Here is a 24,881-nt window from a genome sequence, read left to right on the forward strand (position 1 = left end):
TGAGATATGCTGAAGACGGGATTTGACGGCGGCGCCTGGCTGAACGAGCCAACACGCTGGAGCATCGAAGGCGACCAACTGACGGCGATCACAGAAAACGAGACCGATTTCTGGCGTGAGACTTACTATGGTTTCGTTCATGACAACGGCCACGCCTATCTGCTGCCGACAGGCGATGGCTTCACTGCCACGCTGCGCGTGCGAGCCAACTACACGGCCAATTTCGATCAGGCTGGCCTCATGCTTTATCTCGACGACCGGCATTGGCTGAAATGCGGCGTCGAGCTGACGGACGGCGATCGATTCCTGTCCGTTGTGGTGACCAACGGCCGCTCCGACTGGTCGGTCTGCCAACCGTTCCGCGAACTCGATGATTTTCGCCTGCGGATGACCGTCAAGGACGGTTCGGTGCTGGTCCACGCCTCTCGCGACGGCGCCATCTGGTCAATGTTGCGGGTTGCCGCCTTCGCGGCAGCGCCGCGCTATCGCGTCGGGCCGATGACGTGTTCGCCATCGCGGGCCGGTCTTCAAGCAACATTCTCCGACTTCTCGATCGGCCCGGCTTCCACCGAACCGCTGCACGCCGAAGTTTAGGAAATCGGAGGTTTCCATGGCCGCTGCCCCCGCGATCCGGCTTGCCGGCATCGGAAAGACGTTCGCCACCGAATCCGGTGGCTCCGTAACGGCGCTCGCCGATGTCGACCTTGAAGTGGCGGTCGGCGAGTTCGTCGCGCTGATCGGCCCATCGGGCTGCGGCAAGAGCACGATCCTGCGGCTCGTCGCCGGCCTCGATCAGCCGAGCGACGGCTCGGTGATGGTCCACGGCGGCGATCCGGAGGCCCTCAGCCGTGCCCACAAGTTAGGCTTTGCGTTCCAAGACGCGGCCTTGCTGCCATGGCTCGACGTCAGCAACAACATCGCCATGTCCTTCCGCCTCGCCGGCGTCGAGAAAAACATGGACCGCGTAGCGGAACTCATCGATCTCGTCGGCTTGACCGGCTTCGAGCAGGCGCGACCAGATGAACTGTCGGGAGGCATGCGTCAGCGTGTGGCCATCGCCCGTGCCTTGGCTCTCAAACCGGAGGTGTTGCTTCTCGACGAGCCGTTCGGGGCACTGGATGCCGTGACGCGACGGCAAATGAACCTCGAGCTGCAACGCATTTGGAGCGCCACGAAGACGACGACACTCCTCGTCACGCATGCCGTCGATGAGGCGCTGTTTCTTGCCGACCGTGTCCTGATCATGAGTTCGCGGCCCGGTCGCATCGCCGAAGCAGTAGCGGTGCCCTTCGGTCGGCCGCGCGCGCCGGCGCTCCTGCGTGAGTTGGCTTTCCATAAGCTGGAGGACGAGCTGACGGCGGCGCTTATTCCAGATGCGAATGACGATGCCATGGAGGTTTTCGAGAAAGACATCTTGCCCCCAATATCGGACAGATGAGGAACATCCTCCGGGACTTTTCCGGGATTTTTGTCCCGAACCATCCCAGAAAACACCGTTTGTCCCCGATCCACAAATCGTTCGCTCTTGCCTCTCGCGCCGGAAGTGGCTAGGAAACCACTACGTTTTGGTCGCGGGGCATAGCGCAGTCTGGTAGCGCACCTGCTTTGGGAGCAGGGGGTCGCAAGTTCGAATCTTGCTGCCCCGACCAAACGGCGGCCCTCGATCGCGGACCCGCGGGCGCGGGCCGAACGGCGACAGAGGAGAAGGGCCACCATGACGGCGCGAATCTATAAGCCTGCCAAGACCGCCATGCAGTCGGGACGCGGCCGCACGGAATGCTGGCTGCTGGAATTCGAGCCCGAAAGACCCAAGAGCATCGAGCCTCTGATGGGCTACACTTCGTCCGGCGACATGCGCCAGCAGGTGCGTCTTTCCTTCGACACCCGGGAAGAGGCGATCGCTTATGCCGTGCGCGAGGGCCTCGCCTATCAGGTGATGGAGCCCAAGGAACGAACGCCGAAGAAGCTTTCCTATTCGGACAATTTCAAGTTCTCCAAGGCGGAAACCTGGACGCATTGACGCGCCCGCCGGCCATTTCGATGGCTCCATAGCTCAGCTGGATAGAGCAGCCGCCTTCTAAGCGGCAGGTCGCAGGTTCGAGCCCTGCTGGAGTCGCCATTTTCTCATCCGCGCAATAAGTCGCGAAACTAAACGCAATAAATGCGGAACAGGCCTGCGAAAAACTCCAGTCGGAAGCGCGTAGCCGCACTCAGGATCTCGGCTTCCTACAGACGGCTCCGATCCACGGCAACGCGAAAAAGAAGCGGCCTTGAGCAACGTCGGCAGTCAAACGGCTAGCCCAATGACTAACATCCTCATCGCTGATGCCGAGATCGGGAGCAAGATCGACCAACCAACGGATATAGTCTCCAGCGTAAGTGCCTGGAGAGAGATCGAAGTCCACGAACAACCTGGCTTCAATATTCACTGAGGCAAAGCCTGCGTTGGTAACCAAACCAGGTAGCAGACGCCCCATCCGTCCCTCAACCGCATCCTGCCAAGCCTGCTTGTGGTCCGCAAAGCCGTGAACTAAGCGCCTGGTCATGTCACGATCTTCGCTCGCTAAGATGATGCCGTCGAAGTCATGATGGCCGAGAAGCAATCTTCCCCCCGGTTTCAGGAGACGCTTGGCCTCGGTGACCAACGCTTCGCGCTCGTTCACGCACTCAATGACATTCTGACATAACACGGCATCAAATTGCCCATCGTGGAATGGCGCAGCCAAAACATCCGCCTGCACGAGTTCCAATCGTTTATCGTTGATGTCACGGGCGAACCTGCTTGCCACTTCCGCAAGCGGCTGGGCCATCTGATCCAGCCCTACGACCTTGCCGCCATCACCGACAGCATCGAGCATCGCCGCTAATGATCTCCCGGTGCCACAGCCGAGATCTAGGACATAGTTGCCGCTCTTGATCTCGCAAAGCTCGACTAGCATCTCGTGAAAGTGGGCGGTGTCCCATCTCTGAGAAGTATGCATCCATAATCCTCAATATTGGCTGGTTACCACATCAGAAGCTGCGATGCTTCCAAGACATAAACGATGTCTACCGCCCAGTCTTCAAGTTCGGGGCCAGCTCGGGAAGGACCATGCGGGTGTCCTGAATGACCTCACCGTTCTTGATGGTGCAGCCCTGCCCAACAGGAACGAAGCCTCGACGCGCGTAGAATTGATCAGCTCCGGCTGCCGCCTTCAGGCAGGTGATACCGGCACTTTCCGCTGCCGCATCCTTGCGACAGGCGTCGAGAAGAAGCGATCCCACGCCAAGACCCTGTGAGTCAGGATGGACAAAGAGCGAAAGTAGTTCGCTATCTTGCCAAGACGCGAAGCCGATAACGCGCCCGTCGGCCTCCGCGACGAAGAAATTCTCGCCCCCGTTCGCAGCATTAATGTAGCCGGCTGGCGTCCTGCCCTTCATCCATGCGGCGATCTGCTCCTGTGTATAATGCGACGCAAGAGTTCGTGTCAGGCACGCGCAATGGATTTCATGAATCTCGTCGGCATCTCTATCAACCATTTGACGGACAACAACGCGCAATTCGCGGTGTGAACGCCCAATCCGCAAATCCAAGTGCAAATCAGGGTCGCCCATATCCAAAGGCCCTTCTGATCGATCAAAACGAGAAAATTCCTTGCCCACAATTTGGAATCATTCCTCAAGGGCGGTTAGCCAGCAAGTGCCGTTTCACACTTTTTGCGTTTGGGTGTCTCCAGTTCCGCATTTATTGCGCCCAATTGCAGAATTTTTGCGTGACCGGAGTACACGCTATTAAAATCAAACGGTTGCCAGTTTCGCGACCTCTTGCATTGATGAAAACTTTCGCGCGCTAAACGTAACTCATTGCAATGATTTTGTATTTTCCAAATTAGCACGAGGTCTTTACGACATCGCAACCAAGAAAGCCGATCCCTTTGTGAGATCGGAGCCATGCGTTTTGATTGCGTATTGACTCGAAACATCCCCAGTGGTTGTGTCATGCTGGGCTCCACGGGGATGGGTGATATCTTGAAGTGCTATTCAGTATCGGCTGCGGCTTGTGTCGCGGCTTTGCTTTTGTCCGGCTGCGTTACAGTCGAGAAGTCTTCTTTTGCAAAACAAGCCGGACAGGAAGTGCTTGTCCGCTCGGGGCGTGACGCTATTCTCTCCCAAACGGGATCAACACAGCTCATTGTCGCGCCCGTATCTCGTACGCAACAGATGCCGAGGCCAACTTATGTGGCGCTGATCCGGAATGTTGGTTCCAAGCCCGTCACGTTACGGTATTCGGATATCTCCGTAATTCAGACCGATACCGGAAAGCCGCTCAAGGTCTGGACCGTTGATCAACTGCAATCGGAAGCCAGAGGGCAAGCATTCGCTCTGGCGCTTATCGGTGGGCTAGCCGGTGCTGCTGGTGGATATTCGTCCGGCTCGGGCACGGTGAATGGTTATCACTACAGCTACAGTGGATATAACTCAGCCGCCGGCTCGGCTCTCGCGAGCGAGAACATCAGATCGGCTACACTTGAGGGCGAGCTAAACGTCGCGGCCCTCGAAAACAACATGCTGATGGATAACACAATCCTGCCGGGCGAGTCATATGGCGGCGCATTCGTTTTTGATGCCGCCAAGGTGAATAAGCTCTCTGACCCGAAGCAGTACACGATAAACTTCAAGATCGGGACCGACGTTCATAAAATACAGCTGAGCGTAACCAAAGAAAAAGTTCAGTAGCCACAGCTTCATGTAATTGAATCTCATAATATTTCGGCGTCGAGTGTAGAACCCCTTCGGCGCCGAAGCTGTTATTTTCGAAGCCGAAACCCCATTGTTAAATAATGGCGCTGCTGTGTTGATATTTCAAAGCAATCGCCCCCGAACTCGTAATCGGAAAAGCCACGCTTGCGGTTCGTGGCTTGCATAACAAGGCGCCGACAAAATTCATCGACATCGCCTACCCCCTCCTGGGTCCGCAACTCCGCACGATCGCCTTGCCGCCGCCGCTTTTACAAGCAAGATGAAATAAGCCATAAAAGCATAGGCGCGGAACCGTCGCAGGAGCGGACCTCATGGATGCAGGACATGTCGGGCGGCGGCTTTTCCAAGCGGCGGGCGTCATCTGTCTTGCGACAATAGCGGTGCTGTCCGTTCTGCCGGGTGCCGATCGACCGCATGTCTTTGGCTCGGGCAACGTCGAACATCTGATCGCCTACGCAGGTGCGGCGTTCTTTGCCTCGTCTCTGCCAGGTTTGCGCGGATGGCGAATCGTTCTGGTGCTTTCGGTGGCGTCGCTGACGTTCGAAGGCCTGCAAATGTTCATTCCGGGCCGAAGCCCCGGCCTCGACAACTGGCTCGCCTCAACGCTCGGCGCGCTTATCGGCTTGGCTTTTGCCCGCGCCTTTGCCACCGTCGCCCGGACGACCGTTTCCATCGCCTCGCGCTGAGCCTCAGCTCGCCGTCACCAGCTCCACGCCGGACTGGCGGAGGGCCGCCGCAAGCTTTTCTGGCGGTGCTGAGTCGGTGACGAGCACATCCACGTCCCGCCATGGCGCGTAACGCGATGGGAAGATGGCGTCGAACTTGGAATGGTCGGCGACCACAACGCACTTGGCCGCCCTCGCCACCATAGCCGTGTATACGGCGCCGCATTCGAGCAGCGCTTCGGACGGCCCATCGGCCGCGAGGCCCGAAGCGCCGGTGATGGCGTAATCAGCGTAGAAATTGCCGAGGAAGGAGACCGTGTGCACACCGACGGTGGCGCCTTCGCTGGCGTGATAATCGCCGGGCAGCATCAGGACCTTGATGGTCGGATTGAACGCCAGAACGGTCGCCACGCCGAAGGAATGGGTGATGACGGTGATGTTTTTCATTTCGACTGCGATGCGGCGAGCGACATGGACAGTGGTGGCACCCGACCCGATCATCAGCACATGGCCGTCGCCGATCACCTTCAGCGCGGCACGCGCCATGCGCTGGCGCTCTTCGACGAACAGCCGATGGCGCTCGGTAACCGACGGCTCGCTGGACAGCGGCCGGACGGCGCCGCCATAGGTGCGATTGAGCAGCCCCTGCGTCGTCAGTTCGTCGAGATCGCGACGGATGGTCTCGGTGGAGACGGCGAGACGGCGAGCAAGTTCAGCGACGCGAAGCGACGGACTCGAATCCAGCTCGGCCAGGATCTGCGTCTGCCGCGATGATTTGGTCCGTTTCATGCTGCGCGCCATTGTCCCGTTTGGCGATCCGGCTCAGCACCGATTCGACCATCCCCTTGTTTAGCCAGGTTTTCAGGTGGAGGTGACAGCGGTCAAGGCGTCTTATTGTCCGCCTCAATCGCCAGCGGCCTCCGGCCTTGGCTTTCGCGCTCCGCGCGGGCGCCGCTTGGCGCCGGAAGCCGCAGTCGCGGCTTCAGCTTTCTTTGGACCTCAGTCGCCGGCGGCCTCCGGCCTTGGCTTTCGCGCTCCGCGCGGGCGCCGCTTGGCGCCGGAAGCCGCAGTCGCGGCTTCATCCCTCTCTCGCACGGAGGTCGGCGCGTCGCCGCAGGAGAACGCGGATGAGTCCGCCACCCAGGAGAAGCGCCGCCGCCGTCAGCGTGCTCATGGTGCCGAGCGCCGGCACCATCGGCGTATAGCCAGCCACCATCTTGGAATAGAGCCATTTCGGAATCGTCGAGTCGGCACCGGCGGTATAGAGCGACAGCGGGAAATTGCCCCAGGACAGCAAGAAGGCGAACAGCGCGCCCGACCAGATGCCCGGCCACAGAATTGGCAGCGTCACCGTACGAAGCGTGAAAAGACGCGATGCGCCGAGATCGCTCGCCGCCTCCTCCAGAACCGGATCGAAACTGAACACCTGGATGGCGATCACCAGCGTTACCACCGGCACGATCCAGACGAGATGGGCGACGACGGCCGTCTTCCAACTGGGGCTGATGCCGAGCGCGTTGAACCAAAGTAGCAGTGCCAGGCCAAGCACAGGCTGAGGGAAGAAGATCGGCAGCAGCAGCAGGCGCTGGAAGGCACGGCGCCCCTTCCAGGGATAGCGGGCAAAGGCGAGCGCGCCGAAAAAGGCGAAGAGAACGCTGAGAACGGTGACGATCAGGGCGATCAGCACCGAGTTCTGCACCAGGACCTGAATTTCAAAGGAATCCCAAGTCTTTCCCCACCACTCGGTGGAGAAGACTTTGACGGGGAAGGCGAAGTATCGTCCCTTGGAAAGGCCGGCCAGCGCGCCGCAGGCGATCGGCAGGTAGATCGCCAGCACGACGAAGGTGGTCCAGGCGCGGATGAGGAAATGAGTTCGGGTGCGTCCGACAGTCTGCATGGCTCAGCGCTTTCCGAGGATCTTATCAAGGTCGAGCCGGGCCATGGCGGAGAGCGCCAGACCGGAGACGATGAGAACGAGAATGAGGGCAAGCGCCGATCCCATCGGCCAGTTCTGGGCGTAGGTGAAGGCCACCTCGATGTCCTGGGTGATGGTGATCACCGACTGTCCGCCGAGGATCTTGGCTTCGGCTACAGCGCCAGCCGCCAACACAAAGGTGAGCAGCGCGCCGATCAGGATGCCGGGCATGGCGAGCGGCAACTCGATCTCCCGCCAGATCATCAAGCGCCCTGCTCCGAGGTCGCTGGCGGCGTCGACAAGATCCTTCGGGATCATGGCAATACCAAGCGTCATCGGGAACAGCATGAACGGCAGGTAGACGTAGACCATGCCGAACAGCGTGATGCCCGGCGTGTAAAGCAGCTCAGGCCCGCCGGAAAAGCCGAACCATTTCAAGGCTCCGTCGAGCACACCGTTCTTGATGAAGAACAGCACCCAGCCATACAGGCGCACGTTCTCGGAGACGAACAGTGGAAAGACGAACAGGACCGACACCAGACCGGACCACTTGCCGAACACCTTGTTGAGGCCGAAGGCGATCGGGTAGCAGATGACGAGCAGGATAGCGACGCAGGCGAAGGCGAGCGCCAGCGACCAGACGAAAGACGTCCAGACGGTGTTGTTGGGGTCGAAGATCGCCGAAAGGTTTTCAAGCGTGAAAGAGCGGAAAACCTCGAAGCTCTTGGGCGTTGCGAAGGCATAGGCGGCGACGGTCAGAAGCGGGGCAAGGAAGCCGGCAATCAGGAGCAAAAGCACCGGCAGCGACGCCCGTAAGCCGGGTGACAGCTTCGGCCCGGGCGCGGAAAGGGAGGCGTCTGCCATCTCAGCCTCCCACCACGATAGCGTTCTCGGCGTCCCAACCGATGATCACGTCGCCATCACCCTTCCAGGCGGCGGCGCGCGGCACCTCGACGAGGAAGGTGCGGCCGGTCCGGCTCCTCACCTGATATTGCAGGCGCGAGCCGAGCGAATACTCATTGAAAATGCTGCCGGATAACGTGTTGTCGGCACCGACGCCGCCGGTAACGAAGCGCATGTATTCGGGACGGATGACGACGCTGGCTTCGTCGCCATCGATGGAAACCCCTGGCGCCACCGCTACCGGCTTGCCGTCTTTGCGCACCCAGCCGCTTTCGGCACGGCGGATTGGCACGATGTTCACCTCGCCGAAGAATTCGGCAACGAACCGATCGGCCGGCGTCGAGTAGATTTGCTCGGGCGTACCGATCTGCACCACCTTGCCGGCTCGCATGACGCCGATGCGATCGGACATCACCATCGCCTCTTCAAGCGAGTGGGTGATGTAGACGAATGTCTTGCCGCTTTCGCGGTGCAGATCCTTGAGCTCCTTTTCCAGGAGCTTCTTGAGTTTATAGTCCAGTGCGGACAGCGGTTCGTCGAAGAACAGAACGTCGGGGTCGTAAGCGAAGGCGCGCGCCAGTGCCACACGCTGCTTCTCGCCACCCGAGCAAAGCATGACATTCTTGGAATAATAGTCTTCCGGCAGGCGCACCTTGGCCATCAGTTCAAGCGCCCGCTTGCGCCGCTCGTCAGCCGCCATCTTACGGACACGCAAGGGAAATTCGATATTGTCGCCCACCGTCATATGCGGGAAAAGCGCCAAGGACTGAAAGACAAGACAGGTGGGCCGGCGGTTGGACGGCACATCGTTGATCAGCTCGCCGCGTAGTGTGATGTAGCCATCGCTGGGGCTCTCCAGACCGGCCAGCATCCTGAGCAGCGTTGTCTTGCCTGAGCCGGACGGGCCGACAATGGTGACGAACTCGCCTTCTTCGATATCGAGGCTGATGCCGTCGACCGCGGCGAAGCCGTCAAACACCTTGCGGACGTCGACGAGCTGCAGCACCGGCCGTGGCGTTTTCGAAGCGGCGGGCGAATCGGACACGGGAGAGGCGGCGACAGACGACATGGGCAAGCGATCCTGAAAGCGTGACTTGAAAGGAGCCGTCCGCCACGTATGGCGGACGACCTGTTTGCATTGACGATCAGCCGCGCTGACGCTTGGCGCCGAGCATGATCTCCAACGCCTTGTCGTAATCGGGCACGATGTCGTATTCGGCCGAACGGCCCATTTCTTCCTCAAGGCTGTCCCACTGGATGGCATCCAGCTCGTCCTTGGTGAACAGATCGAAGCAGGCCTTGTTGCCCATCTGCGCCACCGGGTTGAAGGTGCCCTCGGCGAAGGCCACCGTGTGCGCCACCTTGGGATCCTGGACGTATTCGAGGAATTGGATGGCGAGCGGCGAAAGCTGCGGGTTGTTGACCGTGGAGGTGATCTCGATCCAGGACACACCGCCCTTGCCGTTGATCGGCCCCTTCAGTGGCGTAACCGCCCGAAGGTTGGGATAGCCATCGGCGCGGGCCGGCGACACGGAGTAGGTACCGCCGGTGAAGTGCAGGTCGATCTCGCCGGAGATCAGCGCCTGGTTCATGGTGGCGATGTCGCCGATCATCTTGGCGCCCTTGAAGATGCGAACGGCGGTCTCTTGGAACAGCTTGAAGTCGGCTTCCGTGTGCGCCACGAACGGGTTGATGCCGGCGGTGAGGAAGATGTCGAAGACGTTCCAGTCGTCGGATTCGAGGATGCCGTACTTGCCGGCCAGCGACGCATCGTTGAACAGGTTCCAGCCCTGCTCCTCAGCAGTGGCCCGGCTGACCTTGTCGGTGTTGACGACGAAGGAATACGGCCCGAAGCGCTGGGCCATGCCGAGCAGATCCTTGCCGTCATCACTCATCGCCCAACGGTAGGGCGCCTTGAAGGCCGGCAGCATCCTGTCGAAATAGGGCTCGAAGGTTTCGCGCGGCAGCGGCTTGATCAGACCGGCCGGCGCCATCACTTTGCGCGCCCAGGGATTGTTGACGTTGATCAGGTCCCAGACGTTGGTCTCGCCGGCCCTGAGGCGGTTGATCATCGTCGGGTCGTTGGTGAGGCTTTCCGCCTTCACCGTGGCGCTCTTGGCCGCCCGGAACGGGTCGAGCACCTGCGCCGAATTGTAACCCTCCCAGCAGAGGATATTGAGTTCGCTCTCGCGGGCAGCGAACGCACGGCTGGCGGAAAGAAGCGGGCCGGCGAAGGCCGCCGCCCCCATCATCTGCAACATGTTGCGCCTGGACATCGGACCCATGGGACCCATCGGAAAACCCTTTCCTGCTGACGGTTGGTCTGTTCCCTTTTGTTATGTTGGAAGTCTGTCGCAAAAATGTGTTGTTTACAACATCAATTTCATTGGGCATGTTGACCGGCATCGAAGGGCAGCCGTGCGGAGAGCGACGGGCTCGGGGTTGCAACGGCCAGTTCTTTACGCGTCAAAATTCCTTGTTTTCTGGGATTTCCAATAATTTCGCCGGCAACCGCATCTTTTTTGTTCGCCCGCTGCCGCAAGCATGATCGATGTGCCGGAATTTTGATCAAGCAACAACAGAAGGTGGAACAGAATGTTGAAGTCGCTACACGGAAGGACCGTGATTGTTACCGGCGGTAGCCGGGGCATCGGCAAGGGAATTGCCGTTCGCTTTGGCGAGGCCGGCCTCAACGTGCTGGTGGTGTCGCGAAGCGAATCCGATGCCTCGGCCGTTGCCAAAACAATCGGGCCGAATGCCAGCGGCTTTGGCGCCGACGTATCAACGCCCGAAGGCTGCGCGGCGATGGCCAAGGCCGCGGTCGATCGCTATGGCGCGATCAACGTTCTGTGCGCCAATGCCGGCATCTTTCCGGCGGCCAAACTGTCGGACATGACGCCGGCCGACTTCGATCATGTGATTTCCACAAACCTCCGCTCCACCTTCCTCAGTGTATCGGCAGTGCTGAAGGCAATGACGGCAGCGGGAAGTGGCCGCATCGTGCTCACCTCATCGATCACCGGCCCGGTCACCGGCTATCCCGGCTGGTCGCACTACGGCGCCAGCAAGGCAGGCCAGCTTGGCTTCATGCGCACGGCGGCAATCGAACTGGCGCCGAAGGGCATCACAGTCAACGCCGTGCTGCCGGGCAACATCTTCACCGAGGGTCTCGAAGGCATGGGACCGGACTATATCGCCAAGATGGAAGCGTCGATCCCGATGAAGCGGCTCGGCACGGTGGCCGACATCGCCAATGCAGCGTTGTTTTTTGCCTCCGAAGAAGCTGCCTACATCACCGGCCAGACCATCACCGTCGATGGCGGACAGATCCTGCCGGAGAGCCTGGGCGCGCTCGAGGCGATGGACGGCTAGAGCCGGCTTCTGAACTTGTCCCAATGTTCGAAGGGGCGGCACGTTGTGCCGCCCCCTTTTTTTCTTTCAGGCATTTAGGGAACACCGCGAAGCGCGACTGAAGGCTGTCACCGCGCCGCCAAAATCGTCTTCAGCGTATCGAGGAAGAAATCGGCATTCTCCTTCGAGAAGCAGAGTGGCGGCCGGATCTTCAGCGTACTGCCCCAGAGACCGGCGGCGCCAATCAGGATCCCATGTTCCTTCATGGCGTTGATGACGAAGGTGGCAAGGCCCTGATCGGGCCGCCCGTCTGCGTCAACGAAGTCGAGGCCGATGAACAGGCCGGCGCCGCGTACCGCGCCGATGTCGCGACGATTCCCCATCACCGAGACAAGGCCGGACTTGAAATAGGCGCCGACGTCACGGGCGTTGTCGATCAGCCCTTCCCGCTCGATGACGTCAAGCACGGCCCCGCCGGCGGCAGCCGCCACCGGGTTACCGCCAAAGGTGTTGAAATAGCCCGTTTCCTCACAGAACTGCGTCAGCAGTTCGGGTCGGGTGACGACACCGGCCATCGGGAAGCCATTGCCCATCGGCTTACCCATGGTGACGATGTCGGGAACGATGCCATGCCGCGAGAAGCCCCATAGCCCGCCGCCTGTGCGGCCAAAGCCTGGCTGCACTTCGTCGGCGATGAACAGGCCTCCCGCCTTATGCGCCACCTCGACCGCCGGCTTAAGGAAACCCGGCGGGTCGGCGAAGATGCCGTCTGAGGAGAAGATGGTATCGACGATCATGGCGGCGAAGCCGATGCCCTTTTGCTCGAGATCGTCGATGGCCGCCTGAAGGTTGGCCGCGAAAAAGGCGGCGACATCGCCATCGGGCGCCAGCGCCGGATCTGGCTCGGGGATGACGCGCACGAAATCGGGCACCGGTTTCGACTTCATCGATGACGGCGAAATGGCCGTCACGTGATGGGTATTGCCGTGATAGGCGGTGCGGGTGACGACGAAGCCGCGCTTACCGGTCGCCGCTTCGGCGATGCGCATGGCGAGGTCGTTACTCTCCGAGCCGGTGCAGGTCATGGTGAGGTTGGAAAGCGGCGCCGGGAACTTCGACAGCAGCTTCTCGGCATAGACCTCGACTGGCTTGGTCAGATAGCGAGTGTGGATGTTGAGAACGGCGATCTGTTTGGCAACCGCCTCGGCAACGGCCGGGTGCGCATGACCGATCGACGGCACATTGTTGTAGACGTCGAGATAGCGCCTGCCGTGAGCGTCATACATGAAGACGCCCTCTGCCCGCACCATCTCGATCGGCTCCTTGTAGAAGAGAACCGATGAGGCGCCGAAGGTGGCCTGCCGTTTGGCAACGCGCACCGCCAGTTCGGGGGATAGCGCAGCGCCATCCGATGCCTCGAAGCGATTAAGGGCGAGGATCTGCTTGGTCGGGCTCATGCGACACCCTTCAGGAAATCGGCGGCAAGATAGCGTTCAGCGAGATCGACGGTTCCAGCGGTATAGGCCGGCCCCATCGACTGCGCGGTTGGTGTTTCAGCGTGCGAGGCGATCCAGGCGGTGAGTTGCATCCGCCTCAACATCACCAGCATGGGCAATGCCGCCGCCTGCTCCGGGTCGAGCGGAGCAACGCGGGCATAGCCGTCGAGCCAAGCGGCCATCAGATCTGGAATGAAGGGCTCGGTCTCCATGAAGGAAATCGAGGCGGCGAAGTCATAGGCAAACCAGGAGAAGCCGCAGTCGTCGAAATCGATGACGCCGAGCCGATCACCGTCGACCAGCAGGTTGGCGGCCCGCATGTCGGCGTGGATCAGGCCAAAGCGGTCGGATGCCGCGCCGAAGGTTGTCGTCTCGCGATGAAGCCGCGCCGCCACCTTCTCAAGCACAGCCTGCCCCGCGGCATCGAGACCGAGCGCCTCGCGCCAGTCGCCCCAATAGGCATTCGGCCCGATAATGGTATCGAATGTCCAAGTCTTGCGAGAAAAGCCCTTGGGCGGCGACCAAGCGCGACTATGCGCATGAAGCCGGGCTGAAATCTCGCCGAGATGGCCGTACCAGCGAGTGAGATCGCCGGCTTCGTCGGGCGCCCGGCCGGTCATGAACTCGAAGGCCACGGCGTTGCGGCGGGTTTCACCATCGGAAAACGTGGCGAGCAGCTTGCCATCGCAGGCATGAATCGGAGCCGGCGTGGCGATGACACCAGCCCCCCGCAGGGCCTCGATCCATTCCAGCTCGGAAGATATCTCATCGTCGCTGTGGTAGGCCGGACGGTGGACGCGCAGAATGAGCCGGCGACCGCCCTTTGTGTCATCCACCAGAAAGGTCGCATTTTCCGAGATGGTCAGCAGCGACAAATTCGCCGTTTCGTCGATATTCCAGGTCGGTAGCGCGGAACGCAGACCACCTTCGAGGCGGGCGAGAAAGGCGTCGTCATAGAGCATGCTGGGCCATATCCGTACTTGGCGATGTTTGGAGATGCAACAACATTAATGTTGGGATTGCAACATCAAAAAGCGTGCAGTCCCTGCTCACCCTGCTGGCAGCCAAAGGACATTCGCCCGAAAAGCACATCCCCGGGAAGCGGCGCTTCCCGGGGATGCATTCTAGACCCAAGTAAATGGGACGCGACTCAGCGCGTCGCCGTCCAGCCCTTGTAGTCGGCGATGTTGTCACGCGTCACGAGCTTGGAGGGCATCAGCGTCACCTGCTGCGCGGGCTTCTTGCCGTTGAGCAGGTCGATACCGATCTGCGTGGCAAGCTGAGCCATGGCATAGGGGTCCTGGCTCGACGAGGCCAAGACGAGCGACGACGTGTCCTTGAGTTCGGCTTCAATGTCCGGCGCGCCGTCAACGGCGGTGATGAACAGGCTCGTGCGATTGGCCTGCTTGGAGGCGAGGCTGGCGCCGATACCCGTCGGGTCGTTGATGGCGAACACGGCGTCGATCTTCTCGAAGCGGGTCAGCATCGACTGCATGACGTTCAGACCGCCGTCGCGCGAGCCCTTGGCGTCCTGGTCGTCGGACAGCACCTTGATGCCGGAATTGGCGCCGAACACCTTCTTGCAGCCGACGACGCGGTCGATAACCGACGACACCTGCGGGCCGTTGACGATGACGACGTCGCCCTTGCCGCCGAGCTTGTCGACGATGTACTGGCAAGCGATCTCGCCAGCCTGAACGTTGTCGGTGGTGACGGTGGCGTCGGCGCCCTCAGCGGCGGTGTCGACGGCCACGACCGGAATGCCGGCAGCCTGGGCGCGGGCGATGGCAGGGGCCACGGCCTTCGGGTCGGCCGGGTTCAAGAGGATCAGGTCGACACCGGCGGCGATAAAGTTGTCGATCTGGGTGAACTGCTTGTTCATGTCGTAGTCGTAGCCGAGGGCGGTGACTTCGACGTTGGGATTGACTTCCTTGGCCTTGTTCGTCGCGCCGGTGGCAAGGGCCACGAAGAACGGATTACCCATCGAGCCGAGAGAGATACCGATCTTGTTGAGGTCCTTGGCCCCGGCGGCGCCGGTGAGGGCGACGGCGGCGGCGGCGGCGAGCAGAATGCTGCGAGACTTCATAATTTTACTCCTCCTTGGGATGCCGGCTGGGCCTGGCGGATCTCCTCCCGCCCGACGCGCCCGCTATGTCCGGCCGGCCGTAACGCGGTCCTGCCGGTGGATTGCAGAGGTATCGTAGTGCCGATCCGACCGGCCGATACGCCACCCCAGATGCGGAGGCGGGGAGAGCCCGCCGCCGAATTCTTTGCGTGGAGCAAAAATCTTTTGCTCCAGTTCTTTGACGCATCCGCTTTGTCCGAAAAGTCTCCAACTTTTCGGACAGATGCTTAGGTCCGGGCACCGCCCTGCGAACGGACGCGGTCGAGCGCCACGGCGATGATGATGACAAGGCCCTTGATGATGTACTGCCAGATGTCGCTGACACCGACGAGCACCAGCCCGTTGGACAGTACGGCGATGATCAGCGCGCCGATCAGCGTGCCCCAGATGGAGCCGACGCCACCGGTGAACGAGGTGCCACCCAGAATGACGGCGGCGATGGCGTCGAGCTCGTAGGACTGGCCGAGCTGAGTGCCATTGGCCGCGAACAGGCGCGCCGCGCTCATCACGCCGCCAAGGCCGGCCATCAGCCCCGAGAAGCCGTAGACGAACAGGAACACCGCCCAGACCTTGATACCGGAGAGGCGAGCCGCGCTCTCGTTACCGCCGGTCGCGTAAATGTGCACGCCAAGGACGGTGCGTCGCAGGATGACCCAGGTGACGATCACCGACAGGAAGGCGATGATCACCAACCAGGGGATACCGAAGAAATAGCCATTGCCAATGAACGCGAAGGGCATGTGGGAGTTGAACACGGTGGTGTCGGCGCCGAACAGGCGGGCGACACCGCGCACGGCGGTCAGCGAGCCAAGCGTCGAGATGAATGGCGGCAAACCGATGAAGGCGACCAGCGAACCGTTGATCAGGCCAAACACCAGGCCAGCGAACAGTGCCAGCGGAATGCCGATCAAGCCCATGTCGGGAATCAACGAGCCGATCACCGCTACCATGGCCGAGGCGGCGAGAATGGAGCCGACGGAGAGGTCAATGCCGCCGGTGAGGATCACCGCCGTCATGCCACAAGCAAGCACCGTGTTGATCGACGCCTGTTGGGTGACGATGGAGAGGTTCTGCGGTGAGAAGAAGCGGCCGGACATCAGCTGAAAGCCGATGCCGAGCAGGATCAGGATCGGCAGCATGCCGACGGTGCGAATGATCTGCTGGATAAGGACCTGACGATTGGCGGCGGCCTTTTCCTGGCTGAGCTCAGCGGCCGAAGACGTTTCCTGGGACATAGCGGTTCCCTTGCTTGTATCTTTTATGGCTTCAGGCAGCCGGCGCGCTCGGATGAGCGAGACCCGCGGCCAGGGCAATGATGTTTTCCTGAGTGATGGCGACTCCGGTGGTGCTGCCGACCTCGCCAACGATATGGCCTTCCCGCATCACCAGCACGCGATCGGCGATGCCGACCACTTCCGGCATCTCCGAGGAGATGACGAGCACGCCGACGCCGGCCTTCACCAGATCGTCGATGATGCGGTAGATTTCGGACTTGGCGCCGATGTCGACACCGCGCGTCGGCTCGTCGAGGATCAACACGCGTGGCCGCGTCTCCAGCAGGCGCGACAGCAGTACCTTTTGCTGGTTGCCGCCCGACAGCGACCCCACGTCGATGGCCGGTCCGGTGACGCGGATAGACAGCGCCTTGATGGCATCGACGGCGCGCGTCCTTGCCTTATTAAGGTCGAGCAGGCCGCCCTTGCCGGCATCGCGGCCGATCACCTGAAGGTTTATGTTCTCCTGCACCGTCATATCGAGGAAGAGGCCCTGCCCCTTGCGGTCCTCGGTGAGATAGACGATGCCGGCATCCACCGCCTGGATCGGCCTGTTGATGTCGAGCGGCTGGCCGTCAAGCGCCACCGTGCCGCTCTTGCGGCTGTCGGCACCATAAATAAGGCGGGCAAGCTCGGTGCGCCCCGAACCGACAAGACCAGCCAGACAAAGCACTTCGCCGCGGTGAAGATCGAGCGAGCAGCCGCGGACGCGGTGTCCGTCGCTCATGTCGCGAACGGAGAGGATCACCTCACCCCGACTGCCCTGTGCGTCGTGATCCTTCTTGTAGAACTTGGAGAGGTCGCGCCCGACCATCATCTTGACCAGCTTTTCGGCCGACAGTTCGTCACGCATCAGCGTACCGACATAGCTGCCGTCTCGGAGCACCGAGCAACGGTCGGCCAACTCATAGACCTCGGCCATGCGGTGCGAAATGTAGATGATGGCAAGGCCGTCGGCGCGCAGCGTCCGGATCAGGGTAAACAGCTTGTCGGTCTCGCGCGACGACAGTGCGGTGGTCGGCTCGTCCATGACCAGGATGCGAGCATTGGCATGGATGGCGCGGGCGATTTCTACCATTTGCCGTTCGGCGATCGACAGCGTCGAAACCACGGTCGCCGCGCCGAAGGTGGCGCCGAGCCGATCGAGCACGCCTTGGCATTCGGCACGCATGCGCGTCCGGTCGACCTGACCGCCGGAGGATAGTTCACGGCCGAGATAGATGTTCTCGGCCACCGTCAGGTTGGGCGACAGGCTGAGCTCCTGATAGATGACGGCGATGCCCTTCGTCTTGGCACTGAGCGGGCCATCGATGTGGATCACATCGCCATTGATGCGAAGTTCGCCGCCGACGTCCGCCTTGTAGGCACCCGACAGGATCTTCATCAGCGTCGATTTGCCGGCGCCGTTTTCGCCCATCAGGGCGTGCACTTCGCCGGGATAGACGGTGAGCTCGACGTTGGCGAGCGCCTTCACGCCGGGAAAGGTTTTGGAGATGCCGCGCATCTCGAGGATAGGCGTCGTCTCAGGCGCGGACGGCATGATCTCTGAACTCCCTGAACATGGGCGCCGTGCCGGTCAGGATCGACGAGCGTGGCGAGAAGTTGAAGAAGAGCGGCAGCGTGGCAGCGCCAAGCGCACCCGCTCGAGCGCGAAAAGAGCCGTCGAGCACCTTTGGGACAGGGACGCTTTCGGGTGTAGCGGTTACAAGCGCGGCGGCGAGGCGCTCGACGATGGTCTCTATGAGGCCGCAGTCGAGGTCGCCCTCGAGAACGACGTGGGCGACATCAAGGGTTGCCGTCGTGGCAAGGACGGCCGGCACGAAGGCGGCGACCGCGTCATCGATCCATTCGGCGAAAGCGACCGGGCGGGGTTCGCGGCGGAAAAGGTCCCCGATTTCGGCCAGCGTTTCGACGGCATGTCCATGCCAGCGCAGATGCCGCCGGAGACCCGCCAGCGACGTGCGGGTGAGCAATACATCGAAGGCGCGCTCCGGCCGGGGAACTGAGGGCAGCATCGAGGCAGGTACCGGCATCATGGCAAAATCGCCAGCGTTACCCCGACTGCCACGCAGGCAGTCGCCATCCAGCACAATACCACCGCCGACGGCGCCACCGATGAAGAGATAGATGAAGTCCGACAACACGCGGCCGTGGCCGTAGAACAGTTCGGCGATAGCGGCCGCGTTGCCGTCGTTCTCAACGAACACCGGAATGCCGGTTTCCGCTTCAAGGGCGGTACCGAAATCGAAGTCGTCCCACAAACGGAAGGATTGGGCAGGCAACTCAAGCTCTCTCAGCCAGCTGCCGAGATGATAGGGCTGCGCTAGACCGATACCAGCAAGCCTCTCCCAGCGATCCGGCCCAATCTCATGTTCGATCGATCTGATATCGTCGGCGACGGCGGCCAACATGTCCTGTGGCGGCGGCAGCAGGGAGTCGTGCGATCGACTGGCGAGGATGTGGCCACCAAAATCGACACACACCGTCTCCCATCCGACGCGGTCAATGCGGACACCGATGGAATAGGCACCCTCCGGGGCCAAGGCCAGCATCATGGCTGGCTGGCCGCGCTGCCCCTCACGCTTCTTGCCGAGTTCGATTACGAGACCAGCGGCGGCGAGATAGGCCGTAATGGTGCCAATGGCATTGTTGGTGAGACCGGCCGCTCGAGCGAGGTCGGCTTTCGACGCCTCGCCGAAACGGCGCAGCGCCTGAAGCACGATCCGCTCATTATAGAGACGAACCTGAGCAGAGTTTGAACCCTGCCCGGTTCGCGTCTTGCGAGCCGACATTCCCACTCCCCCCGGAGCAAATCGAAGCAACCAACTTGTCGGCTGTTGAAGGTGGCGACGACAGTCTCCCAACCGTCGCCGCCCAGCCGAGGCAAGCTCTCCCGTGCTTCCCTCGATTAATTAATTCACGATGAAGAACTTAGGTCCGATGAGCCGGACGGTCAATTCAGCCAAAAGAATGAATAAAAGGTCGTTGAATGAATCAACCGAAGCGAGGGGAGCAAATCGCTCTCGCTTCGGTTGCACAAGTTCGCGGCAAAAGGCTTTTCGTGCGAGCGTCAACACATGGCGAGCGCCGTTTCCCCCCGCGCGGCGGCGAAGAGGTCAGGGCGGTCGAGATTGATATAGTCGACACCGGCAGTGACGATCTCGCGGTGGATTGCCATATCGTCGCCGGGATAGAACGCCATCACCTCCAACCCAGCCGCGCGGCAGGCAGCAAGCAGGCCCGGACGGCGCATCTGCTCCACCGAAACTTCGATGATCGACGCGTGATGTAGCGCCGCGACCAATGACGGCGACTTTCCGATGTCCAGCGTCATCATCTTGCGAAATTCCGGCGCCACTGCCTGCAGGCCACAGCGCATCTCCTCGGAAAAGGAGAAGTAGAAGGTTTCCCGTGTCATGCCGAGACGGCGAACGAGTGTCGCAACCTTAGCCGGATCGCAATATTTCAGCTCGAGATAGACGCCGCATCGACCGCGCAAATGCTCGAGATAGGCGTCGAGACGGGGGACCACGGCGCCCTTGAAGGCAGCACCATACCAGGCGCCGGCGTCGAGGGCATCGATCTCGTTCGACAGGGCGTGACCGAGTGGCCCGCTGCCATTGGTGGTACGCTCCAGCCCCTCGTCATGGAGGACGTAGAGCACGCCGTCGGCGCTCTCGCGCACGTCCAGCTCGATATAGTCGGCGCCCTGTTCTAGAGCCAGGTCGGCCGCCGCAAAGGTATTCTCCGGCGCGAAGCGGTTGGCTCCACGATGCGAAACAATGTTGGTCATTGAGGATCCGTTATGCCTGAAGTTCCAGTTGGCCGGCGCTCACGGGCGCGAACGGCGAGAGATCGACGCTTAGGTCGGCGATGCGCCGGCCCTGCGCGTCAAAGACGAGCGGCAGGTCGCGCTTGCAAGTGAGACCGACGCGGTCGCCGAGCACATGACGGGCAATCTCGCCATGTTCGAGCACGTTGAGGACGCCAGCGGGCGTCGACAACGTGTAGAAGACTTCGCGCCCCATCGGCTCGACTATGGTGATCTCACCGACGAGATGTGCCGCCTCGAGCGCGACCAGCGCGACATCCTCCGGACGAATGCCAAGCGTGATGTCGCCTTCATGCGCGGCGCTCAGCGCCAGCGTCGTGGTCCCAACCCGCGCCCTGCGATCGCGAGCGGTGGCGGCGAGACGGTTCATCGGTGGCGAGCCGATGAACCCAGCGACGAAGAGGTCGTTCGGGCGGCGATAAAGATCGGCGGGTGTGCCGATCTGGGCAATGGCGCCGGCGTTCATGCAGATGATGCGATCGGCCATGGTGGTCGCTTCGATCTGGTCGTGCGTGACGATCAGAGTGGTGATGCCAAGGCGCTTCTGGAGGCTCTTCAACTCGGCGCGCATGGCGGTTCGCAGCGTGGCGTCGAGGTTGGACAGCGGCTCATCGAGCAACAGGATATTCGGTTCCTTGACCAGCGCTCGCGCCAATGCAACGCGCTGTTGTTGACCGCCGGAGAGCTGTGCCGGGCGGCGATCGAGAAGTGCGCCGATCTGTACCAGATTGGCCGCCTCGATCACGCGCCGAGCCGCCTCATCACGGGGCATCGACTTGAAGCGCAGAGGAAAGGCGATGTTCTGGCGAACCGTCAGGTTGGGATAAAGCGCATAAGATTGGAAGACGATGCCGACATTGCGATCACGCGTGTCGATGCGATTAACGCTATAGCCATCGAAGGCGATCGTGCCGCCAGTCGGTGCGTAGAGCCCTGCCAGCAGAAACAGCGTCGTCGACTTGCCGCAGCCGGACGGACCGAGAAGGGCTACGAACTCACCTTCGGCTATCTCCAGATTCATAGGCTGGAGCACTTGTGTCTCGCCCCAGCTCTTGGTGACGTTTTCGAGCGTGATCCTGGCCATGATCGTTATCCTTTGATCCCGCCGAAGTTCATCTGCGTGATATATTTCTGCGTGAAGACGTAGAGGATCAGGACAGGCAGGAGGTAGACCATGCCGACGGCGGCGACCATGCCATAGTCGGCGCCCATGCTGTCCTGGGCGACATAGAAGAGGTAGAGGCTCATCGTCATTTGGCTCTTGTCGATGAGTAGCGTCTGAACGAAGACGTATTCCTCCCAACCGCGCAAAAAGGTGAAGGTGGCGACGGCGATCAGGCCAACGCGGACTTGCGGCAGAACGATCAGGCGGAACGCTTGGGCACGGGTGGCACCGTCGGTCAGGGCGCTCATCTCGATGTCCCAGGGTACGGTGTCGAAGAAGCCCTTGAGAATGAAGATCGCAAACGGCAGTTCGAGGGCGCTCATGACCAGCACAACGCCGGGTAAGGCATTGAGCAGGCCCATGTAGTGCAGCTGTACGAAGATGGCGACGGTGAGCGCCAAGGCCGGAAAAGCGTGCAGCAATAGCAGCCCGCGCAAAAGGTTCTCGCGCCCGGCGAAAGCGAAGCGCGACAAGGCGTAAGCGGCGGGGGTGGCGGTAAGCATGACGAGAATGGTTTGCGCGACGGCCAACAGCAGGGAACTGGTCAGCGCTGCCCAGACCGACGGCATGAGATCCTGACGTGACGTGCCGGTCTCGGCTATGTCCCGCTGCCAGAGAAAGCGGTAATTGGCCAGCGTCAGATGGGGCAACACGAACACTGCCATCAGCAGGACCACGACGGCCGCGAGGGCGCACCATAAAAGCGCCGGACGAGGCAAACGCTCGGTCAACAACGCGAGGATCAGCGCTCCAGCGTAAGCCAGCGTGGCGATCAGGCCAACGCGCCACAGAACAAGATGGCCGATCCTGTCGTCCGAGGTGGTGAACGACTTCACCGCCAGCCACAGATAGGGGAGCAGCAGGGGCACGGACACGATGGTGAGGAATACGATCACCACTGTGAGAAGGCCGATACGATTGGCAAGGCCGCGACGTTCCAGGCGAACCCAATCCATTGGCGGCGCGGCAGCGAGAGAGTCGTTCGCCATCACAGAACCTCGATCTTGGGAGCGGCAAAGGTGGTGTGCATGCGGCTGACGCGCCATTGCAGCAGGGTCAGCGCGACTCCGATGGCCATCAGGCCAAGCGCGAGCGCGGCGCCGTAGCCATAAGCGCCACTTTCGAAGGCGCGCCGATAGATGTAGAGCGCATAGGGAGTCGAGTCGTAGACCGGACCGCCGCCGGTGATCAGCAGGATGTACTCGTAGGTCGTCAACAGCGACAGCGCCTGATAGAGCGTGACGACGCGGATCGGCGCCGACAGAGCGGGGGCGATCACATGGCGCAGTACGCCCCACTCGCTGGCGCCATCGGCGCGCGCCGCATGAGAAAGATGCCGCGGAATGGCGCGGATCGAAGCGGTAAGGATGACCATGGCGAAGGAGGCGCCGACGACACCGTTGGCGAACACGATCAGCAGCAGCGGGAAATCGTTGCGCAGATTGACGGATGGCAAACCGAGCGGCGTCGTCACCATGGTCAAAAGGCCGGAAGGCGACGGATCGGCGATCCAGATCCACAGAATGCCATAAAGAACGGCCGGGCTCATGCGCGGCAGCAGCCAGAGACCGCGGAAGAGGTTGCCGAGCCGGTCCGGGATTGCCGTCGAGGCGATCGCCAACAGAGCGCCAAGCCCGACGTTGAATAGAAAAAGCGTGGCCGCGACGTAGATCAATGTCGTCATCAACACCAGCGGCAATCGCGCGTCGCGCTGGACGATGCGTAGGAAGTTCTCGACCGTGAGGGCGCCGACGCGCAGGTTTGGCCCCATGTCGGTGAAAGCGATCACGGTATTGACCAAGATCGGCGCGATGAAGAACACCATCAGGAGGATGAGGGCTGGGGCCAGATAAAACATCGGCCGAGCCGGCCGATGCGAGCGCAACTGGACTGTCGGAATCATGGAAATAGTCGGTCCGAGGGAAAGCCGCCCGGTTGGAACCGGGCGGCGGGATGGGCCAAGGTCACTTGGCGACGGCGTCGCGGATGTCGATATCCGCACCGAACTGGAGCTGCAGTTCGTCGGCGATGAAGTCCACCGCCTGCTCGGGTGTCATCTTGCCCGTTTCGACAGCCTGAAGACCGCTGAACAGCACCTTGTTGTAGCTGCTGAACTTATTGTTGTTCGGGACGAACCGCGCGTGCGCCATCATCGGCGAGGCAGCGGAGAGGGCCCAGTTCTCCTTGTAGATCGGCATCGCCATCTGTGCGTTGCTGATCGCCGTGTGATAGGAGCTCACGGCATGCTGGTTGTTGAAGTAGGGCAGCGTGGCGAGCGCAACCAGGTCGGCGGCGAGATCGGCGTGCTGGCCCTTCGGGTTGACCATGTAGAGCAGCGGATGTGACAGGTTGACGGGCTGGCCACCCTTTTCGGCAGCGGGAGCCGGGATCCAGCCGATCTTCTTAAAATAACCCTCGCCGTCGCTCGGCCAAGTGGCGCCCATCGACGTTCCGACCTGCCAGGCAAGCGCCCAGACGCCCTGATGGAAGATGAAAGCCTTTTCCTGCTTGAAGGCGCTTTGGATGGCTTCCCAGCTCATCGCCGTGTTGTCGACGGGCGTGACGCCTTCCTTGGCGTTGCGGCCGTACCAGGCAAGCGCCTTGGTCATCTCGGCTTTCGGGAAGATGAGCTTGCCGGTCTGTTCGTCGGTGAACTTGACACCAAAGGACTGGAATACCATCAGGTAGTCGATGCCGACGTTCGGACGGTGCAGCATGCCGTATTGCGCGGCTCCCTTGTCGACGACTTCCTTCGACAAGGCGGTGAGGTCGTCGAGGGTGAATTCGCCGCGCTCGACCTTTTCCGGCAGGCCGTCGATGAAAGCTTCATCCTTGCCGATCTTGCGCAGCATGTCCTTGTTGTAAAAGAACATGCGGACCTCGGCGTCCTGCGGGATGCCATAGATCTTGCCGTCGGTTGCCTTGGCGGCACTCCAGAGGACGGGCAAGATATCGCCATAGACCCAAGGTGTGGCGGCAATCCTGTCGTCCATGGCCATGGCATAGCCGTCCTGAGCGAACTGGCCGACCCACTCGTGCGGCAGCACGGAAATGTCCGGCCCCTGGCCAACGGCAAAGGCCTTGAGCTGTTCGAGGGCCAGATCGTCCCAGCCCTTGGCGGCGCTGCTCCTGGCGTCTATGACGATCTGCTTATCGACGCCGGCGGCTTTGAACTGCTGGTTGATGATTTCGGCGGCGGCCTGGATATTGGTGATGCGGGCCGGCGCGCTCCGCTCGGCGAGCGTCGACAGCGTGATGGTGATGGTCTCAGCCAGTGCTGGGCTGAGGGAGAGAACGGAAATCGCAACGGTGGCGAGGAGAGCAATAGGTCTGGTCATTGGTGTGTACATCCGCGTTTCGGCTATTTAATTAAGTAGATTACTTAAATAACATTTGTATGACATTGTCTTGGATT

General features: G+C 61.2%; 24 protein-coding genes and 2 tRNA genes. 8 read left to right on the forward strand and 18 right to left on the reverse strand.

Going from position 1 to position 24,881, the window contains the following annotated elements; translation table 11 throughout:
- The first annotated feature begins 9 nt into the window (after nt 1-9).
- The 5 genes from AB6N07_RS23090 to AB6N07_RS23110 all read left to right on the forward strand — a co-directional run bounded on the left by AB6N07_RS23090 (nt 10) and on the right by AB6N07_RS23110 (nt 2,119).
- Nucleotides 10-594: a DUF1349 domain-containing protein gene (locus tag AB6N07_RS23090; RefSeq protein WP_370678305.1), complete on the forward strand. Its 585-nt coding sequence runs from the start codon at nt 10-12 to the stop codon at nt 592-594.
- Nucleotides 595-610: 16 nt separating this feature from the next.
- Complete coding sequence (locus AB6N07_RS23095; RefSeq protein ID WP_370675386.1) at nt 611-1,438, forward strand: ABC transporter ATP-binding protein; 828 nt, start codon at nt 611-613, stop codon at nt 1,436-1,438.
- 134 nt (nt 1,439-1,572) lie between these two features.
- A tRNA-Pro gene (locus AB6N07_RS23100) sits at nt 1,573-1,649 on the forward strand.
- Between the two features lie 65 nt (nt 1,650-1,714).
- Nucleotides 1,715-2,020 carry an ETC complex I subunit gene (locus tag AB6N07_RS23105; protein WP_370675387.1) on the forward strand — a complete coding sequence of 102 codons (306 nt, stop codon included), beginning with the start codon at nt 1,715-1,717 and terminating at the stop codon, nt 2,018-2,020.
- A 22-nt stretch (nt 2,021-2,042) separates the two neighbouring features.
- A tRNA-Arg gene (locus AB6N07_RS23110) sits at nt 2,043-2,119 on the forward strand.
- Nucleotides 2,120-2,210: 91 nt separating this feature from the next.
- On the opposite strand, the gene AB6N07_RS23115 is transcribed toward AB6N07_RS23110, so the two are convergent.
- Together AB6N07_RS23115 and AB6N07_RS23120 are read right to left on the reverse strand one after the other, a co-directional pair.
- Nucleotides 2,211-2,981: a methyltransferase domain-containing protein gene (locus AB6N07_RS23115; protein ID WP_370675388.1), complete on the reverse strand. Its 771-nt coding sequence runs from the start codon at nt 2,979-2,981 to the stop codon at nt 2,211-2,213.
- Nucleotides 2,982-3,048: 67 nt separating this feature from the next.
- The gene (locus AB6N07_RS23120) at nt 3,049-3,642 is read right to left on the reverse strand and encodes an N-acetyltransferase family protein (RefSeq protein ID WP_370675389.1); all 594 of its coding nucleotides are present in this window, start codon (nt 3,640-3,642) and stop codon (nt 3,049-3,051) included.
- Between the two features lie 288 nt (nt 3,643-3,930).
- Here AB6N07_RS23120 and AB6N07_RS23125 point away from each other — a divergent pair, with 288 nt between their 5' ends.
- Entirely contained in the window at nt 3,931-4,716 is a 786-nt protein-coding gene (locus AB6N07_RS23125) for a hypothetical protein (RefSeq protein ID WP_370675390.1), read from the forward strand.
- Nucleotides 4,717-5,051: 335 nt separating this feature from the next.
- Nucleotides 5,052-5,426: a VanZ family protein gene (locus tag AB6N07_RS23130; protein ID WP_370675391.1), complete on the forward strand. Its 375-nt coding sequence runs from the start codon at nt 5,052-5,054 to the stop codon at nt 5,424-5,426.
- Between the two features lie 3 nt (nt 5,427-5,429).
- On the opposite strand, the gene AB6N07_RS23135 is transcribed toward AB6N07_RS23130, so the two are convergent.
- The 5 genes from AB6N07_RS23135 to AB6N07_RS23155 form a co-directional block, all read right to left on the reverse strand.
- A complete protein-coding gene (locus AB6N07_RS23135) occupies nt 5,430-6,194 on the reverse strand; it encodes a DeoR/GlpR family DNA-binding transcription regulator (protein WP_370675392.1) in 765 nt (254 codons plus the stop codon).
- A 289-nt stretch (nt 6,195-6,483) separates the two neighbouring features.
- Entirely contained in the window at nt 6,484-7,302 is an 819-nt protein-coding gene (locus AB6N07_RS23140) for an ABC transporter permease (RefSeq protein WP_370675393.1), read from the reverse strand.
- A gap of 3 nt (nt 7,303-7,305) precedes the next feature.
- Complete coding sequence (locus tag AB6N07_RS23145) at nt 7,306-8,184, reverse strand: ABC transporter permease (RefSeq protein ID WP_370675394.1); 879 nt, start codon at nt 8,182-8,184, stop codon at nt 7,306-7,308.
- 1 nt (nt 8,185) lies between these two features.
- On the reverse strand, nt 8,186-9,292 hold the full coding sequence (locus AB6N07_RS23150) for an ABC transporter ATP-binding protein (protein ID WP_370675395.1): 1,107 nt from the start codon (nt 9,290-9,292) through the stop codon (nt 8,186-8,188).
- Nucleotides 9,293-9,368: 76 nt separating this feature from the next.
- A complete protein-coding gene (locus tag AB6N07_RS23155; protein ID WP_370675396.1) occupies nt 9,369-10,508 on the reverse strand; it encodes a PotD/PotF family extracellular solute-binding protein in 1,140 nt (379 codons plus the stop codon).
- A 310-nt stretch (nt 10,509-10,818) separates the two neighbouring features.
- Between AB6N07_RS23155 and fabG the strand changes: the two genes are divergently transcribed.
- Entirely contained in the window at nt 10,819-11,595 is a 777-nt protein-coding gene (gene fabG / locus AB6N07_RS23160; protein ID WP_370675397.1) for a 3-oxoacyl-ACP reductase FabG, read from the forward strand.
- Between the two features lie 107 nt (nt 11,596-11,702).
- Here the strand turns inward: fabG and AB6N07_RS23165 are convergent, their stop codons facing one another.
- The 11 genes from AB6N07_RS23165 to AB6N07_RS23215 all read right to left on the reverse strand — a co-directional run bounded on the left by AB6N07_RS23165 (nt 11,703) and on the right by AB6N07_RS23215 (nt 24,804).
- On the reverse strand, nt 11,703-13,031 hold the full coding sequence (locus tag AB6N07_RS23165) for an aspartate aminotransferase family protein (protein ID WP_370675398.1): 1,329 nt from the start codon (nt 13,029-13,031) through the stop codon (nt 11,703-11,705).
- The gene (locus AB6N07_RS23170; protein WP_370675399.1) at nt 13,028-14,032 is read right to left on the reverse strand and encodes a phosphotransferase enzyme family protein; all 1,005 of its coding nucleotides are present in this window, start codon (nt 14,030-14,032) and stop codon (nt 13,028-13,030) included. The genes AB6N07_RS23165 and AB6N07_RS23170 overlap by 4 nt, the downstream gene beginning before the upstream one ends.
- Nucleotides 14,033-14,220: 188 nt before the next feature.
- Complete coding sequence (locus AB6N07_RS23175; RefSeq protein WP_370678306.1) at nt 14,221-15,159, reverse strand: ABC transporter substrate-binding protein; 939 nt, start codon at nt 15,157-15,159, stop codon at nt 14,221-14,223.
- 263 nt (nt 15,160-15,422) lie between these two features.
- Entirely contained in the window at nt 15,423-16,430 is a 1,008-nt protein-coding gene (locus tag AB6N07_RS23180) for a ribose ABC transporter permease (protein ID WP_370675400.1), read from the reverse strand.
- 31 nt (nt 16,431-16,461) lie between these two features.
- Nucleotides 16,462-18,009, reverse strand: a complete 1,548-nt coding sequence (locus AB6N07_RS23185; RefSeq protein WP_370675401.1) for a sugar ABC transporter ATP-binding protein — start codon at nt 18,007-18,009, stop codon at nt 16,462-16,464.
- Nucleotides 17,993-19,261 carry an ROK family protein gene (locus AB6N07_RS23190; protein WP_370675402.1) on the reverse strand — a complete coding sequence of 423 codons (1,269 nt, stop codon included), beginning with the start codon at nt 19,259-19,261 and terminating at the stop codon, nt 17,993-17,995. Before AB6N07_RS23190 ends, AB6N07_RS23185 begins: the two co-directional genes overlap by 17 nt.
- Nucleotides 19,262-19,539: 278 nt before the next feature.
- Nucleotides 19,540-20,262 (reverse strand): glycerophosphodiester phosphodiesterase family protein, encoded by a 723-nt coding sequence (locus AB6N07_RS23195; protein ID WP_370675403.1) that lies wholly within the window; start codon nt 20,260-20,262, stop codon nt 19,540-19,542.
- A gap of 10 nt (nt 20,263-20,272) precedes the next feature.
- Nucleotides 20,273-21,385, reverse strand: coding sequence for an ABC transporter ATP-binding protein (locus AB6N07_RS23200; RefSeq protein WP_370675404.1), 1,113 nt, complete (start codon nt 21,383-21,385; stop codon nt 20,273-20,275).
- A gap of 5 nt (nt 21,386-21,390) precedes the next feature.
- Nucleotides 21,391-22,455, reverse strand: a complete 1,065-nt coding sequence (locus AB6N07_RS23205) for a carbohydrate ABC transporter permease (protein WP_370675405.1) — start codon at nt 22,453-22,455, stop codon at nt 21,391-21,393.
- The gene (locus AB6N07_RS23210) at nt 22,455-23,366 is read right to left on the reverse strand and encodes a carbohydrate ABC transporter permease (protein WP_370678307.1); all 912 of its coding nucleotides are present in this window, start codon (nt 23,364-23,366) and stop codon (nt 22,455-22,457) included. The genes AB6N07_RS23205 and AB6N07_RS23210 overlap by 1 nt, the downstream gene beginning before the upstream one ends.
- Nucleotides 23,367-23,430: 64 nt before the next feature.
- Nucleotides 23,431-24,804, reverse strand: a complete 1,374-nt coding sequence (locus AB6N07_RS23215) for an ABC transporter substrate-binding protein (RefSeq protein ID WP_370675406.1) — start codon at nt 24,802-24,804, stop codon at nt 23,431-23,433.
- Nucleotides 24,805-24,881 lie beyond the last annotated feature (77 nt).

The sequence above is a fragment of the Pleomorphomonas sp. PLEO genome (assembly GCF_041320595.1).
Classification (GTDB): domain Bacteria; phylum Pseudomonadota; class Alphaproteobacteria; order Rhizobiales; family Pleomorphomonadaceae; genus Pleomorphomonas.